Consider the following 15,589-nt stretch of genomic DNA (forward strand, 5'->3'; position numbering starts at 1 on the left):
GGCGCTCCAACATTGACTTGGCACGCCTGCACGTTATTGACTGCCCATTCACCCTGCTGCGGGGGGAAGCCGGTGGGATTCCGGCACGGTCGCGCCACTGTGCACCGCATGGACCATGCGGAAGTCAGACCTCCCCGACAGTGCACAAGCCGCATTTCCGTTACGGGACGCGCTTTCCCGACAGGAGCATAACCATCATGATTTTTCTTTCCTCCCCTTCGTGCCGGGGCGTGGCCTGATGGCGGGTCGCCTGCTGCTGCGTGGCATGCTGGCCGGCATTGTGGCCGCCTGCCTTGCCTTCATCTTCGCCCGTGTGTTTGGCGAGCCCCAGGTCAATCTTGCCATCGGCTATGAAGCCGCGATGGATGCTGCCGCCGGCGAGCCGCCGGAGGTGGAACTCGTCAGCCGCGCGGTGCAGGCCACGGCGGGGCTGCTGACGGCGGCAGTCATGTATGGCGCGGCCTATGGCGGGGTGTTCGCGCTGGTATTTGCCACTGCCTATGGGCGCATTGGCCGTTTTTCACCGCGCATGCTGGCCATGCTGCTGGCGGCTGCGGGTTTTCTGGCCGTGGTGCTGGTGCCTGACCTCAAATACCCTGCCAATCCGCCGGGCGTGGGCAACCACGAGACCATCGGCCTGCGCACGACGGCCTATTTCGAGATGGTGGTCTTTTCCATCTGTGCCCTGATCATGGCGGTGCTGGCTGGCCAGCGGCTTGCGGCAAGACTGGGCAACTGGAACGCCAGCCTGTGCGGCGGTGTTGCGTTTATAGTGCTGGTCGGCCTGCTGCAATGGGCGCTGCCTGCCGTCAATGAAGTGCCGGACAACTTCCCCGCCCAGGTGCTGTGGCACTTCCGTGAGGCGGCGCTGGGCATGCAGCTTGTGCTGTGGGGCAGTCTCGGCTTTGGCTTCGGCCTGCTGGCCGAGCGCGTGCTGGGCCGCCCGGGCGCCCTACGGCATTACGGCTGAGCTGCCGGGCCATCCGTCGTGGCCGCATCGCCCGCAGGGTGCGGTGTGGCCATGCTGGCGGGCGTAGGTGGGTTGGTCGTCGCGGTATCCTTCATCACGTCGGCCCACAGCGCGCGCAGCTTCGTATCCATTGCGTCATCAACGATGGGGTAGGGATGGCTTGCCGCGATATAGGCGGGCTGCTGCGCCCAGTGCAGGGCGGCGCGGGTGGTGTCATCAAGCGGGGCGCGCGTATTGGCGGGCATGCCCCAGTAGCATGATGAGGTAGCCAGCCGTGCCTGGGCTGCGGGCGTGCGCAGGTATTTTGCAAATGCCAGCGCCAGCGCCTTGCGCTGCGAGGCCTCGACGATCGAGATGCCATGCTGCCAGCGGATGCCGCCCTGCCGGGGCAGGGTAAAGGTCAGGTCCTGCCTGGGCTGCGGGGCATGGGTATCGGCTGTGGTCACGGTGCCGCCTTCATCCACGCCTGCCGTGGTCCAGCCACCACCGCCCACCACAATATCCACCTGCCCGTCGGCCAGGGCCTGCTGCACGCTGGCGGTATCACCCACCAGCGTCGCATTTGCGCGTAGCGCCGCCAGTTTGTCGTGCAGGGCAGGCAGGTCAGCCTCGGTCAGATGGGCCGGGTCAAGGCCGAGTGCCAGCGCCACGTAGGACAGGATGGGCAGGTAGCTGTCATAGATGGCGATGCGCCCGTTATGGCGGGGCTGCCACGGGGCGTTGATGTCGTCCATCTCGGCGGCGGGCACGCGGGCCTGGTTGAAGGCCACGGCATGGAAGCCGTATTTCTCCGGCACGGAATAAAGCTGGCCCTGATACGACCCGCTTGCAGGGCTGGCGATGGCGGGGGGGATGTCGGCGTTCGGGAAATCCGCCGGGTCGAGCGGGGCAAGCAGCCCGGCCGCCGCAAGTTGCGGGGCGGCCGTCTCCTCCATGATCACCACATCCCAGTCACCGGCCTGTGCCTGGCGCAGGATGCCGCGTACGGCCTCGGTGCCATCGATATCCTTGAAATGGATGCGCACCTTGTTGGCCTGCTCAAACGGGCCGAGCAGTTCGGGGTCTTCATGGTCGCACCATGTCAGCACGTTCAGGACCTCGTCAGCCGCCCGCAGCGGCGTGGGGGCCATGGCGGCAAGGAGCGAGAAGGCGGTCGCGGCAGCAGGAATGCTGCGACGGCTGCGTGCGGACATGGGAAATTCTCCTCCAGGATCAGCCTCCAGCATGAACGGGTCGGGGAGTGAGGTCCAGTGTGCAGGTGGCGTTTCGCGCGGTCATTCCGCACTCCCAACGGGCGAGGGCGCGTGTCATGACAGGCGTGGCGTGCAGGACACGCCGGGCAGCCCGCCCGTTTGCCCCATATTGTCGCGCGCCATGATGGCGGGCTATGGATAGCCGCATGATCGCCGATTTTATCCGCCGTCTTGCCCGGCGTCGTTCCTCTTCACCCGTCATGTCCCGATCCGCCGTGCGGGCCTCGCGTCAGGTGATCGCGCCCGCCCCGGGCTCGGAGGCGGCGCGGGCCATTGCCACGACCACGGTCATGCCCTCCGGCCGCCTGCGGGACTATGCCCGGACAGTGCGCGGCGTGGGGCGGCTTGCGGCCATTACGGTGTGGGTGCCGCTCTCGGTCGGGTTCGAGGCGGTGCTGCTGCTCGTGCCCGGCACCGCCAAGATCCGCTGGACGCGTATGGTCTGGGGCGGGCTGTGCCTGCTTCTGTCGCTGCGCATCCGCGTGGTGGGGCGCAGGGCCGGTGGCGTGGGCGGGCGCAGGGCGCGCCAGAACGGCGAGCGGCCTGTCATTTATGTCTCCAATCACTCCACCTGGCTTGACGTGCCGGTGCTCGGCACGGTGCTGCCGTCCAACTTCGTGGCGAAGGGCGATATCGAGGGGTGGCCCATCATGGGGCTGGTCTCGCGCATTGGCCGCACCATATTCGTCAGTCGCCAGCGCAGCACCACGGGGCGCGAGCGCGACGAGATGCTGCACCGCCTGATGGTGGAAGGCGACAACCTGATCCTCTTCCCCGAAGGCACGTCATCGGACGGCTCAAGGGTGCTGCCCTTCCTCTCGGCCTTTTTCGCCATTGCCAAGCCGCCGCGCCTGCCCAAAGGCAAGGGGCCGGTCGAGCCCGACAGCGAGGCCGCCGCCATTGCCGCGCGTCCGGGCATGACGCCTCTGATCCAGCCGGTCTCGGTGGTGTATGACGAGCTCGAGGGCCTGCCGGTCAACCACGCCCGCCGCCCGGTTTTTGCATGGTATGGCGATATGGAACTCGGGCCGCATGTGTGGCAGCTGCTCAAATGGCGCTCCATGCGCGCGACCGTGCTGCTGCACCCCGCACTTGACCCCGACGACTTTCCCAGTCGCAAGGCGCTGGCGCAGGCGGCGTGGCGGGCGGTGGCGGCAGGTGCCGCCGAACTGCGCCAGAACCAGCCCCAGCCCGAGCATGACAGCGCCTATGCCTGCCGCCCGCTTGCAGGCATGCTGCCACAGGACCTTGAACGCCACGGCAACTGAGACGGTGGCGGCTTTGTGTCAAGATTGAGGCATGTCATGTTTCCGCATGGGCATAAATCATAGTATGATGCCTGTGCCGAGTGGCCATGATCGAACCTGGCCGCGTGATGACGCGCCGGACGGATGCCTGCCCAGGTCAGGAAAATGATCTCACATGGCGCGGTTGGTCGTGCCGATGTTCTGGAGTTTACGGTGGATCAGCCGAAGATTAGCGCCGATGTCCTGCTTTCTGCCATGGAGCAGGCCATTGATCCCATGGTCGTGATTGATGAGCATAATCTCATCATCTTCTTCAACGCGGCGGCCGAGAAGATATGGGGCCGGTCGCGCGACGAGGTCATGGGCCACAATGTCAGCTGCCTCGTGCCCGAACCCGAGCGCGCCAGCCATGACAGCTACATCAACCGCAACCGCGAGACCGGAATTGGCCGGATTGTCGGCACCTCGCGCGAGGTCGAATTCCGCCGTGCCAATGGCGAGTATGTCTGTGGCGAGCTGTCCATCTCGCGCGTGCAGTTAAGCGATTGCGGCGAGATCTACTACATCGCGGTCATGAAGGACGTGACCGAGCCCAGCCGCCAGCGCAAGATCCTCGTGCTGCAGAATGACGTGCTCCAGGGTCTCGCATCCGACATGAGCATAGAGGAAGTGGGCGACCTCCTGTGCCGCCGGGTGGACAGTTTCGTGCCCGGCGCGGTTGGCGCGCTGATGCTGATCGACCGCTCGCGCAGGCTTTCGGTCAGTGCCTCGCCCTCCATGCCCAAGCGGTACCGCGCGGCACTCGACAGCATGGAGCTCACCCCCGAGCAGCTTGAAACGCTGCGCGCCAACCCCGCCGCCAGCAACTCCGTGGTGTGGGATGGCTATGCCTCGCTTGCCCGCTCGCTGGGGCTGGAGCGGTGCTGTTCGTCCACCATCATCTCGCGCACGGGGCAGGTCATGGGCGTGTTCGCGCTGTACCTGCGCGGCGATGAGTCCGATCTGGCCTGGGCGCAGCGCGTGGTCTCGACCAGCATGCCGTTCTGCGCGCTGGCCATCGAGCAGAGCGAGACGCGCCAGCATATCGCCCAGCTTTCCAATTTCGACAGCCTGACCGGGCTGCTCAACCGCACCTCGCTGCACAACATCATCGAGCGCCTGATCATGCGCGGCGGCGACAGCCAGTTCTCGCTGTTCATGGTTGATATCGACCGCTTCCGCGATATCAACGACGCGCTTGGCCATGTGAATGCCGACCGCTTCCTCATCGAGATCGGCCGCCGCATCCGCCATCTGGTCAAGGATGAATACATTGTCAGCCGCTCTGGCGGCGACGAGTTCATCATTGTCGTGCCCGAATGCTCGCATGAGCGCGCCGAGAAGTTTGCCGAGAACCTGATCAACGCCATCGCCAGGCCGCTGCAGGTGGGCGAGAACACACTCAGCATCTCGTGCTGTGTTGGCATCAGTACCTTCCCCGCCAATGGGCCGGACAGCGAATCCCTGCTCAGCCATGCCGATGCCGCCACCCGCCAGGCCAAGGAGGACGGGCGCGGCCTGTTCCGCTTTGCAGGCCAGGAAAAGAACCAGGTGGCGCAGGAGCGGTTGGTGCTGGGTTCGGCGCTGCGCGATTCCCTCTCCAAGGGCATGCTTAACCTGCATTACCAGCCGCAGGTCGAGACCATGACCGGCGGCCTGTACGGGGTGGAGGCGCTCTCGCGCTGGCATCACCCCACTTTGGGCAACATCTATCCCTCCCGCTTCATTGCCGTAGCCGAGGAGACCGGCCAGATCGAGGCCATTGGCCGCTGGTCGCTTGAGGAAGCATGCAGCCAGATGGTGAAGTGGGACCGCGACGGTGTGCGGGTGCCAACCGTGGCGGTCAACCTCTCCGCCGTGCATTTCCGCAATCGCGGCCTGCCCGAGCACATCGCAAACCTGCTCAGGCACCATGGCCTGACGCCGGACCGCCTGACGGTGGAAATAACCGAGAGCGTGATGATGGACAGCAGCAGCGAGACCGAGGAGGTGCTGCATGCCATCCGCAGGCTTGATGTCGGGCTGTCGATGGATGATTTCGGCACGGGGTATTCCTCGCTGTCACGCCTGACGCGCCTGCCGCTGACCGAGATCAAGATCGACCGCAGCTTCATCAACGATTTTGAGCATGACACCAACGCCCAGGCCGTGACCATGGCGGTGATCGGCATCGGCTCGCGGCTGGGCATGACGGTGGTGACCGAAGGCGTGGAAACCGAGCAGCAGTGGCGCCTGCTGGAGGAATTGCATTGCGATGTGATGCAGGGCTATCTTTTCTCTAGGCCACTACCCCCAGCGGAACTGGAAAAATGGTTCCGCGTCCGGCAGGAACGTGGCTCCTTCCTTATTCCAACGACGGCATAGAGCATGTGGCTCCCCGCGCCAGGTGCGGGGAGCGGTTTGAGTTCATGAAGCATAACAGTTTGTTTTTCATTACGGATTCCAGGCGGGAACATGGCATTGCAACACGATGATCGGCTGCGGGCCCTGACGCATCAGGATGCGGATTTCTGGGCTGATCTGGTTGATAATGTCCTGATTGTCGCGATTACGGATAGCGAGGGGGTCATCACCTATGTGAATGACCGCTTCTGCGAGATAAGCCAGTACTCGCGCGAGGAACTGGTGGGCTCGACGCACCGTATCGTCAATTCCGGCCATCATGATGCCGATTTCTTCCGGGATCTGTACCGCACCATCAAGGCGGGGCAGCTATGGCGTGGCAATATCTGCAACCGCGCCAAGGATGGGTCGCTGTACTGGGTGGCGACCACCATCATCCCCAAGATCGACCGGCAGGGCACGATTACGGGCTATGTGGCCAGCCGGTTCGAGATTACCGAACTCATGAACACGCGCGACCGGCTGTGTGAACTGGCCGAGACCGATACCCTGACCGGCCTGCTCAACCGGGGCGGCTTCAACACCGCGCTGGCCGATGAAATCGCGCGCTGTCGCGAGCCGGGCATGACCGCCCAGTCGGCGCTGGCCATGTTTGACCTTGATGGCTTCAAGCAGATCAATGACGTGCACGGCCACCATGCGGGTGACATCGTGCTGCGCGCCATTGCCTCGCGGCTGATCGAACTGACCCATCCCGATGATCCGGTCAGCAGGCTTGGTGGTGACGAATTTGCCGTCATCCTGCACCGTACGCTCGAGGATGTATCGCTTGAGCGGTACATGGACCGCCTGCAGGCCATCCTTGAACGCCCCATCGATATCGAGACGGTAACGGTCAGTGTGGCTGGCAGCATCGGCGCCGTGCTGCTTGATGGCACCGACACGATGGAAGACGTGCAGAAAAACGCCGACATGGCGATGTATGCGGCCAAGCGCGCGGGCGGCAAGCAGTCGCAGATGTTCACCAAGAACCTGCGCGAGCGGGCACAGGCGCGTGTCTCGATCCTCAGCGAGGCGCGATGCGGGGTCGAACGCAACCAGTTCGAGGTTTATTACCAGCCGATCGTGAACTGCAACACGATGGAGGTGGACCAGATCGAGGCGCTGCTGCGCTGGCAGCACCCCGAGCGCGGGCTGCTCGCGGCGGAAGATTTCTCCGACGTGTTTACCGATGCCGGCCTGGCCCAGGCGATGGGCCCGCGCATGATCGAGGCCTTCCGGCGCGATGTATGCATGTGGAACGAGAAAGGCCAGCCGCCGCGCCAGCTTGCCATCAACCTCTCGCGCATGGACCTGATCCGCGATGACTACCAGCGCGAGCTTGAGGAATCGCTGCGGCGCTTCAACATGTCGCCTGACAGCTTTGTGCTGGAAGTCACCGAAGCCATGCTGCATGGCCGCCGGGCCGAGCAGGGCATCCGCAACCTGCGTGAACTGGCGCGGGCGGGTTTCCGGATCGCGCTCGATAATTTCGGCAAGGGCATCACGGTGCTGAACCACCTGCGCGAGCTGCCGTTCTCGCAGGTCAAGATCGACCAGAGCATGGTGGCGAACATCGTGGGCAACCCCGATGCCTGCATGGTCCTGTCCAGCCTGATCGACATGGGGCAGGGCTTCAACATGGAAGTCACGGTCGAAGGTGTTGAAAACCGCGAGCAGTTTGAACTCGTCAAGGCGCTCAAGCCCGAGCGCATCCAGGGCTTCTTTGTCTCCTCGGCGCTGTCTTCGCTCGATATCCTCAAGCTGCCCGAACGTTTTGAAGGGGTGACGCTGTGAGCGACGACGCGCCCCGCACGGTAGCCGCGCGCATTGGCGATGACCTGCCGCGCGTGGATGTGATTGAGCTGGCCAATACGCGGCGCATCATGCATGCGGAGCGGCATAATGATGGCTCGCGCATGCCGATGTTCATTCCCACACCCTCATGGGCGCGGTTGCTGGAACTGCATTGCATGGGCGACGGCGGGCAGCCCCGTCTCGCACCCTCACGCGTCATGGATGGACTGGAGCGTGCCCTTGGCCGCATCATGACCGAGGTGGTGCGCCATGATGCGGGGCAGGACGCGCCGCTGCGCCCGGTCTATGAAGTGACATCCGACCTGTTCGGGGCGGAAGGGCCGGTCGAGATCCGCATGCTTGTTGACCGTACGACCGGCGTGGCCTGTATGCTGGCCGGGCCACCTGCGGATATTGCGGCGCTACCGCTCAATACGGCTTCCTGATTACAGGGAGTTTTTGGGGAAGCTTTTTTCAAACAGCTTCAGGTAACCCCGCCTTTTTGAAAAAAGGGGGCACCCGGAAACTTTTATTTTGCGCTGACCGGTGCTGGCGTGGCTGGTGCCGGAGGGGGTGCGGGCTGCGCGTCGAGTTTGGGCGAGTGAAAGGCGGAGACGGGGCCGAAAACCCCTTTCTTCACATGCCGCATGGACGCAACCGGCTGGCGCACGCAGCCACGGGTGACGATGGAACACACGCCGTCCGTCCCCATCATTTCATCATCATCGCCGCTATAATGCACCTCGGTCACCCGGTCGTTTTCAAAACGGATATCGGCAATGCAGGTCTTGCCTGCGCCGCCGAGTGTCGTTTCGGTCAGGTTGACGACCGACTGGAGCGGGATCAGCGTCGAATCATTGGTGGAGGGAATGTTCAGGGTGCGGGAATATTCAAAAATCTGCACCGCATCGCTGATTTTCTTGGTCTTGTCGGGAATGCCCACGCAGGATTGCACATCCGTGCTGTTCATGCCGATCATGGTCATCTGCGCGCGATGGGCAGCGCGCGAGTCCGTATAACCACACCCTGAAAGGCCGCCAAGGCCCAGCAGGCCCACCATAAGTGCCGTGGCCCGCCACACGCGCAGGCGGGGCCACAGGGCGGTGAAACGGGCGGCTACGGGTGCATTCATATTGCCTCTGTCAAATATCTGGACCCGTGCAGGCCCGGTGTGGCGGGAACAGGTGCGCGATGCCAGAAGCGCCGGACCCTGATTGCACAGACCGGTTTGTAAAAGCAGCCTGCAAAGCGTGCGCCCGAACCCTTCTGCAAACTGCAGGAAGCTTCTGGGGAATATTTTTTCAAAAAGCTCAAACGAACGTCGCCTTTTTAAAAAAAGGCAGCATCCAAAAACTTTTATTCTTTTTGTCAGTGCGTTGGCTCAAAACCATCTTGTGTATCGAGACAGTAACGCAGCAGGGTGAGGGAAGTTCTGGCTTTGCGGGCGGGCAGGCAGCCTGATGCGCCATGGCCGGCCACATTCACGCTGTGCCGCAGGGCCCTGGGCATGGAGACCGCAAGCAATATTCTGGCAGGCCGTGAAAGCCCTGATTTCAATTCGGAAAAAATGGTGCTGCTGGACAGGATTGAACTGTCGACCTCTCCCTTACCAAAACACATCCCTCCCGCAAAATCCGGGATATACCGTCAAGAAAGCCGCCAATAAGTTAAACGTGGCCTCGATTCGTGCATGTGATTCTGGTCCAGTGGACCAGAGGGGCATTTCTCGATTCGTTATCGCCGACGTCGATTCGGGTAGCCTACGAATGGGTCGACTGGGATAGGTCCAACACACTCTCTGGCGGACCAGGTATCAATCATTGCCTGTAATCTTCCCCGCAGTTCCTCCCGGTCGGTAATCAGGCGCTTGGCCTCAATGTGTCGGACATCATCGTTTTGTGTGAATATGGATGCCTCGTAGCCAAGCTGCCGCCCCATCTCCACATCAGGCAAAGAGGACAGGGGGGCATAGGCCACCGGCAGGCTGATAGCCTGCCCGCGCGTCCGGCTGGCGTCGGCCTGTACCCCGAACGTGGGCACCGTGCTAGCCGTGCCCACGCTGAACTGACCGCCCTGCGTGAACTGGCCGGAGAGTTGCAGTGTCACGTCGCCTGCAATCGTGCCGACCACTGGGTCAGGTGTGTGCTGGCTGCACTGGGCGGCATGCACGGCGCGCGTGAACCGGGCATCCTGATCTTCTGTCCAGTCGCCCGCGTGCGAGACCGATACCACACCAGCCTGCGCCAGACTGGACTGGATGCCTGCCATAGCAGCAGGAATCGTGGTCTGCACGGGTGCCTGATGGGTGCAGGCAGACAGACCGAGAACGCAGGCCAGCCCCAGAACGGCCCTCATGCCATCCCCCGCAGATACGCATCATTGGCCGCGACAAGCGCCTCCCAGTCTGACTGGCTGGGTACTAGAGTCGTGGCGGGCATGAGCTGGTGCCAGGCGAGCGCATGGGCTTCCATGATGCGCGAGCGCACCCAGCGCCAGGTGGCGCGCTGTGTGGTGCCCCAGGTGAGCAGGGTCACGATGTCCGTATCGTCCGTGCCGGTATAATCCCAGCCCAGCAGGCAGTGGCCGTTCGCGGGGTTGGGGTTCGGGTCGCCGTGTCCGGCCGGGGTATCGGTATCCCACACCGGGGCCAGCGCGCCGGTCTCGTCCTCCCACAGGTCGGCGTCGGCCAGCTGCACGCCGAGATAGGCTGCCGACAGCCCAGCCATGATATTGCGCACACCATTCAGGTCACCTGGATCTGCGCTGCCCCACAGCGGGAACAGGGTCTGGTTGGTCACGGCATACCCACCGCGTAGCGCGGTGGTCAGCACATCAACCTCCACGCCGCCCCGATCCGAGCCGGGATTGCCCGTCACGTAGCCAGTGGAGCGGGAATAGAACGCCACGGCCTGCGGCGTGGTGACGTCGGTCTGAAAGCCGTTCAGGGCAGACGTGGCGCGGATATGGTTCCCAATCCCGGCCGAGGTGCAATCTCCCAGTACGTCATTGCCCAGCAGCAGCGGAGCAGGATCGATATGGCTACGCTCGAGCCGGGCAGGGGCCTGTCGGGCACAGAAACCGCGCATGGCCGATATGGAGGGTTGGCCCGTGCGTATTTGCGCGGGGCGGCAGCCGAGTTTTCTGGTCATATTTCTCTCTGATGCTGTAAAAAGGGACTGACGATTCCCCTTGTTGTGTTCATATTGAACACACACCGAGCGCAACGGGCGCAGGTGATTGAGAGGAAAACCTTCAATGAGCGAAACAGCCACCCATCATCTTGATCTGGCTGAAAAAGTCCTGAAGATCGCTAACCTTCATGCTGATAGTGAACTGAAAAACGCGCAGCGCGCTTTTCTGCCATGGCAGTTCATGCTGTCGGCTCTGGGACTGGCCTTCACCGCGGGCGCAGGACTGGCGGCCAGGGTCTTTGCTCTGATGAAATGGAAGGTGGGGGGATGACCCCTGACCGTTTCAGGGAGTGTCTGAACGCGTTGCGATGGTCGCAGCGTGGTCTAGCCGACATTCTCCAGACCCATCAGACAACCGTCAGGCGCTGGGCAACTGGCCAGCAGCCGATACCGCTGAACGTACAAGAGTGGCTCGAACATCTTTCAGAGGAACATCGTAGACTACCTTTCCCAAGAGATTGGTACATTCTTGACCAATCAGGGTCGGGGACACCTGCGATCGGGCCAGATGGGAAACCTATTCTGTCGATACCGAGTCTTCCTGGCTTTTAGTCTGCGCTACCTCCTGAGAGATGAAATAAGCAGGTATAAGCTAGGATTTTTGCAGAAAATCTGCGTCTGGTTACATGTTTATCTATGAATGCACTGCGCATCACAGATGCGAAGGAGGAAATATGTGTGGCAATAGTTTTTAAATTAAAGACGGACGAGTAGTGAGTATTGATGCGTCAACGCCAGCAGAACCTATCGATTGCAGCAAGATATACGGTTCATTCAACGCTGTCCGATGCCTTATGGTGCTGGGAAATAATCATCGCGGCAGCCATGACGACGGAAAAGATCATCCAGATCGAATATCGAAATTCAGTAGACGGCGCGACAATGAAAAGAGGCAGTTCTATCAATATCCCACTGATCACCGTGACAGCAGGAAGAAGTCTCCAGCAATCACTATCGCATGAAATGTATCGATCACGAAAGTATTGATAAATCAGGAAAAACGATAAAACAACATAGAGCCATACCCGGTATACAGGCCATTTTGAAATCTTATGGAACAGAGGTAGCATAATATGCTGCATTAAATTTGGAAAAGTAAACGTTATTTTATACGGGTTAGGCTCATCTATACCTTCGTGATATGCAAAATTGACGCGATGGGTCAGACCAAGCAAACTACGGAACACATGGACACGATGCGCCATATAAGGGCCGAAGTTATGTAAAACAGTCGTTCCCCAATATTTCAGGAAAATTTTTTCCTTATCAGGAGCAAAAAAAGGCGAAACTTCAGAGAATCCTACATAATTTGCATCAGGACTCCAATGATCGCGTAGCCGACCTACAAAATCCGGCCCCGGCGTCTTTTCCAGATAAACAGGGAGCACATCCCTGTTTTCAGTGACGCTTATGGCAGTCAGATCCCATACCAGAGTCATATTCACGACTGGAACATGCTGCGTCCCGATGTTGAGTATTCTAAGGCCGAGGAAGTAAGCGACGATTAGTGCCCCAAAGAGCTTGACTGCTGACGACTGTCGATGGGCCACGTGACCGGTAAGACGCCATGCCGTATAGGCCAGCAACGGCACAACGCCTGTAATGCCATTATGGCGGAAGGCTGCGGCAAGAAACAGGGCGCCTATAGTCATGAAGAGCCAGTATTTTTTCTTGTCCCTACAATTGGCTGCCAGACAGGCAACTGCAAAGGCCAACGCGCACATCATTCCTACGTCTGCCCATAGATGTAGCGATATGATGTAAAGCGGTGGCCACAGGCCTATTACCGCGATGATGAGTAGTCGGCACCATGTGCGCGTAGCGATAGCATATGCGAAAAGGAAAATGGCTGCCCAATAGAAAAACTGGTTAAAGACGAGCAGAGTGCCTGGTGTTTTCGCAATCAGGCACATACCCTTCCACAGATATGACATGAGAGGGGAATGGACATCCGTGAAGGGTTCCGTCCCAAGGGCCTGCGCATATTGGCTGAATGAGTCGTAACTCATAAACCCAGGAAAGAAAAAAACAATTGATATGATTGCTAAAAAAATAGCAAATAACAATGGGTATATAATATTATTATTTGAATGCCTTATCATTTATTTTTATTGACCATATTTATACCCAGATAATTTTGCTTTATGGCCAAATAATCTATAAAAATCAACAGGAATATAAAATAAATTATTAAATATGACAAATTATAATATATGTATTCTATCGATGAATCTTCGATAATAAAAATTGCATATGTTCTGCCGGTCCAACGAATATAGATTTTACTTATATTAATTAATATTTCATGATAGAAATACTTAGGTCCTGTTGGGGATTGATCTAGTCTGCTGCGGCAGCGATGATGCAAGAAAGCTAGATGATGGCAGTCACCTTATTGATGATGGTCCTGCCTTTGTTCATGCAATGGCTGATGAAGGTTTGATCTCTTAATCAGGCCGGGATGGGCCGGACACCGAATAAGCTAAAGTAATATGATTTTATTGAAACCCGCGCTCCCGTAATCGTGCCGCTACGCAGAGCGCATGCAGTTTGATCGGGATCGTGACCAGCAGCCCGATGAGGACGACAACGCTGCCCGCACCGGAGATGACGCCCTCCATGAAGGGCGTCATCGTGAACTGCTCGCCAGATAGGCCAGCAGGATGAAACCCGCCAGCACGCCACCAATGGTGCTGGCAGCCCAGAGGAAGAAGATTCCGGCGGGCGTCATGCCGTTACCCCCAGCACCCTGAGCGCCTGCTGCACCTGTGCCTGCGAGGGGGCAGGCGTGGCGCTGGCCATGGCCGCCCCGACAGGGCGCCGCACGGCCACGCTATCCAGCAGCCCCTTGAAGGCGGACACGATGGTGCCCAGCGCGCTCAGGGCGGTGTTGGCGTTGGATAGGTCGGTGCTGGCGATCCTGGTCTCCACACCGGTGATGGCAGCGCTCAGGTCGCTCTCTACCGTGCCCAGAGCCGACAGCACGCTATCCACCCGGCTTTTCCAGTTCGTGTCATCGTAGGTGATGGTCAGCGTGGATCCGGCCGCCGAGGAAAAGGCGTTCAGGGCCGCGCCCAAGGCGGTATCGCCTGCATTGATGATCGCCACCGTGGGCGCGCCGATGGCGCTGGCCAGGGCCGCGATGCTCAGGATGGTCGAGACGGCATTGAGGCCGGCCTGCCCGTAATCCTTGATGGCGGCCACATTGAGGGTGAGGGTGGTGACGTTGCCGTTTTTCGTGACCGTGCAGGCGGGCAGGGCGGTGGCAGCAGCAATCGCGGCGGCAGACATGAATGCCCTGCCGAGGAAACGGCGGCGGCCGCCATCGACGGTCACGAGGTTGACACGCTGGGTCATGGACGAGTTTTCCAGTCTGGATAAGAAAATAGCCCACCCGCGCCATGATGCCGCAGAAAACCGGCATTTTTATCATGGTTCAGGTGGACCAGTTTACAGGTGTGGGGCGATCAGGTTGCCCGGCGGCGGGTTTACAGACCGGGCCTATCCGGTTGACAGATCAGCGCACAGGCTGCCCCGGCACCATCGGGTGTGGGGCCTCGGCTTTGGCCGGGGCAGGCGCGGCGGCCGGGGTCACGCTGACCGTAGTAGGTTTGGTCTCGATCGCGGTTTTCAGGTCGGTGATGCCGGTGAGGATCTTCGTCACGGCTGCATCGATACCCGTCAGGTCGAGGTTGGGCGCGGCGCGGGCCACGATCACGGGGATCAGCGTCTGCAGCAGGGTGCCCGCAAGCTGGATGTCGGCCTGCGCGGTGGCCGTGTCTTTCTTGCCCAGCGCGGTCTCGATCAGGGTCTCGAGGGCAGGGATGGCGGCGGTGGTGTTATCGTCAGCCATGAGTGGCGTCTCCATACAAAAAAACCGCCTTGCGGGCGGTTGGGGGATCAGGATGACTGAGCCGGGACCGGCCAGTCAGCCGGGCGGGGAAGCGCGCGCCGGTGGCTTGCCGGGGCGCGTGGAGCCGGGCGGCACATCGAGGCGCTGCTCGACCGCGCTGCGCGGAACCGTTGCGGGGACCATCGCGGCTTTCTTGCCCGGCTGGTAGGCGGGGAGGTTCCACCCGCGCGCCTGGGCAATGGCGGTGACGATGGTCCAGACCAGCACCCATTTCGAGGTGGGGTCAGGCGGCCGCCAGAACCGCGCGATCAGGGCGCAGGTCGAGATCAGGAACGACAGGATAACCACGACATCCCCGGCATACTGCGCGGGGAGCATCGACAGCACATCCTGCAGGAGGGAGAAGGGGTCCATGTCAGGCCTCAATGGCAGGCTGGGGCACGGCAGGCAGTGCGTGCAGCGCCTGGTCGATCTGGGGCAGGCCGAGATGCCCCGGCCCGTTCTCCACTGTTGCAATACCCGAGATCAGCGCCCGCTGGGTGGCCGGATCATGCAGGTCCAGCACGGTATCGGGCTGCACGCCCATATGGCTGCACAGGGCGTAAATATAGGCCCCGGTAGGGTTCTCGCTGGCGGGCGCATACACCGATATGATGGCACGCACCGTGGTCAGCCCCCGCTCCCCATAGCGCAGCAGTTGGTCGCGCAGCGCGCGGATGCCATCCGCCATGGTGAGGAAGGCGGCAAAGCGGGGGGAAGGCACGCCGGTTTCCAGATGCGCGCCGGGCTGGCCCACGTAGTCGAGATTGCCGGGGTTGTTGTTGCGGATGCCGCGCGGGAGTTGGCTCATGGCGTCA

General features: G+C 60.9%; 18 protein-coding genes. 8 read left to right on the forward strand and 10 right to left on the reverse strand.

The features are described from left to right. Positions 1-238: 238 nt before the first annotated feature. Positions 239-970 carry a CbtA family protein gene (locus tag FMA36_RS07270; protein WP_159261785.1) on the forward strand — a complete coding sequence of 244 codons (732 nt, stop codon included), beginning with the start codon at positions 239-241 and terminating at the stop codon, positions 968-970. On the opposite strand, the gene FMA36_RS07275 is transcribed toward FMA36_RS07270, so the two are convergent. After that, positions 961-2,163, reverse strand: a complete 1,203-nt coding sequence (locus FMA36_RS07275) for an ABC transporter substrate-binding protein (protein ID WP_159261786.1) — start codon at positions 2,161-2,163, stop codon at positions 961-963. The genes FMA36_RS07270 and FMA36_RS07275 overlap by 10 nt on opposite strands. Positions 2,164-2,369: 206 nt before the next feature. Here FMA36_RS07275 and FMA36_RS07280 point away from each other — a divergent pair, with 206 nt between their 5' ends. The 4 genes from FMA36_RS07280 to FMA36_RS07295 all read left to right on the forward strand — a co-directional run bounded on the left by FMA36_RS07280 (position 2,370) and on the right by FMA36_RS07295 (position 8,134). Continuing rightward, positions 2,370-3,491 (forward strand): lysophospholipid acyltransferase family protein, encoded by a 1,122-nt coding sequence (locus tag FMA36_RS07280; RefSeq protein WP_240906517.1) that lies wholly within the window; start codon positions 2,370-2,372, stop codon positions 3,489-3,491. A gap of 144 nt (positions 3,492-3,635) precedes the next feature. Beyond that, the gene (locus tag FMA36_RS07285; RefSeq protein WP_159261788.1) at positions 3,636-5,873 is read left to right on the forward strand and encodes an EAL domain-containing protein; all 2,238 of its coding nucleotides are present in this window, start codon (positions 3,636-3,638) and stop codon (positions 5,871-5,873) included. Positions 5,874-5,963: 90 nt separating this feature from the next. Continuing rightward, the gene (locus FMA36_RS07290; RefSeq protein WP_159261789.1) at positions 5,964-7,688 is read left to right on the forward strand and encodes a putative bifunctional diguanylate cyclase/phosphodiesterase; all 1,725 of its coding nucleotides are present in this window, start codon (positions 5,964-5,966) and stop codon (positions 7,686-7,688) included. Next, complete coding sequence (locus FMA36_RS07295) at positions 7,685-8,134, forward strand: hypothetical protein (protein ID WP_159261790.1); 450 nt, start codon at positions 7,685-7,687, stop codon at positions 8,132-8,134. The genes FMA36_RS07290 and FMA36_RS07295 overlap by 4 nt, the downstream gene beginning before the upstream one ends. 83 nt (positions 8,135-8,217) lie before the next feature. Here the strand turns inward: FMA36_RS07295 and FMA36_RS07300 are convergent, their stop codons facing one another. Then, positions 8,218-8,820: a hypothetical protein gene (locus tag FMA36_RS07300; protein WP_240906518.1), complete on the reverse strand. Its 603-nt coding sequence runs from the start codon at positions 8,818-8,820 to the stop codon at positions 8,218-8,220. A 59-nt stretch (positions 8,821-8,879) separates the two neighbouring features. Between FMA36_RS07300 and FMA36_RS07305 the strand changes: the two genes are divergently transcribed. Both FMA36_RS07305 and FMA36_RS07310 read left to right on the forward strand, forming a co-directional pair. Further along, positions 8,880-9,149, forward strand: a complete 270-nt coding sequence (locus FMA36_RS07305; RefSeq protein WP_159261791.1) for a hypothetical protein — start codon at positions 8,880-8,882, stop codon at positions 9,147-9,149. 46 nt (positions 9,150-9,195) lie between these two features. Next, positions 9,196-9,354, forward strand: coding sequence for a hypothetical protein (locus FMA36_RS07310; protein WP_159261792.1), 159 nt, complete (start codon positions 9,196-9,198; stop codon positions 9,352-9,354). Positions 9,355-9,422: 68 nt separating this feature from the next. On the opposite strand, the gene FMA36_RS07315 is transcribed toward FMA36_RS07310, so the two are convergent. Both FMA36_RS07315 and FMA36_RS07320 read right to left on the reverse strand, forming a co-directional pair. Next, entirely contained in the window at positions 9,423-10,043 is a 621-nt protein-coding gene (locus tag FMA36_RS07315; RefSeq protein ID WP_159261793.1) for a hypothetical protein, read from the reverse strand. After that, positions 10,040-10,837 carry a hypothetical protein gene (locus FMA36_RS07320; RefSeq protein WP_159261794.1) on the reverse strand — a complete coding sequence of 266 codons (798 nt, stop codon included), beginning with the start codon at positions 10,835-10,837 and terminating at the stop codon, positions 10,040-10,042. Before FMA36_RS07320 ends, FMA36_RS07315 begins: the two co-directional genes overlap by 4 nt. Before the next feature lie 106 nt (positions 10,838-10,943). On the opposite strand from FMA36_RS07320, the gene FMA36_RS07325 reads away from it, so the two are divergent. Next, positions 10,944-11,150: a hypothetical protein gene (locus FMA36_RS07325; protein WP_159261795.1), complete on the forward strand. Its 207-nt coding sequence runs from the start codon at positions 10,944-10,946 to the stop codon at positions 11,148-11,150. 499 nt (positions 11,151-11,649) lie between these two features. Here the strand turns inward: FMA36_RS07325 and FMA36_RS07330 are convergent, their stop codons facing one another. The 6 genes from FMA36_RS07330 to FMA36_RS07350 form a co-directional block, all read right to left on the reverse strand. Next, the gene (locus tag FMA36_RS07330) at positions 11,650-12,606 is read right to left on the reverse strand and encodes a hypothetical protein (RefSeq protein WP_159261796.1); all 957 of its coding nucleotides are present in this window, start codon (positions 12,604-12,606) and stop codon (positions 11,650-11,652) included. 771 nt (positions 12,607-13,377) lie between these two features. Next, positions 13,378-13,512 (reverse strand): hypothetical protein, encoded by a 135-nt coding sequence (locus tag FMA36_RS19710; RefSeq protein WP_276612611.1) that lies wholly within the window; start codon positions 13,510-13,512, stop codon positions 13,378-13,380. A 94-nt stretch (positions 13,513-13,606) separates the two neighbouring features. Beyond that, the gene (locus tag FMA36_RS07335; RefSeq protein WP_159261797.1) at positions 13,607-14,236 is read right to left on the reverse strand and encodes a hypothetical protein; all 630 of its coding nucleotides are present in this window, start codon (positions 14,234-14,236) and stop codon (positions 13,607-13,609) included. 160 nt (positions 14,237-14,396) lie between these two features. After that, positions 14,397-14,732 (reverse strand): hypothetical protein, encoded by a 336-nt coding sequence (locus FMA36_RS07340; protein WP_240906519.1) that lies wholly within the window; start codon positions 14,730-14,732, stop codon positions 14,397-14,399. Between the two features lie 75 nt (positions 14,733-14,807). Then, positions 14,808-15,146 (reverse strand): hypothetical protein, encoded by a 339-nt coding sequence (locus FMA36_RS07345; protein WP_159261799.1) that lies wholly within the window; start codon positions 15,144-15,146, stop codon positions 14,808-14,810. Between the two features lies 1 nt (position 15,147). Continuing rightward, complete coding sequence (locus FMA36_RS07350; RefSeq protein ID WP_240906520.1) at positions 15,148-15,582, reverse strand: structural protein; 435 nt, start codon at positions 15,580-15,582, stop codon at positions 15,148-15,150. Between the last annotated feature and the right edge of the window lie 7 nt (positions 15,583-15,589).

The sequence above is a fragment of the Komagataeibacter xylinus genome (assembly GCF_009834365.1).
GTDB lineage: Bacteria > Pseudomonadota > Alphaproteobacteria > Acetobacterales > Acetobacteraceae > Komagataeibacter > Komagataeibacter xylinus_D.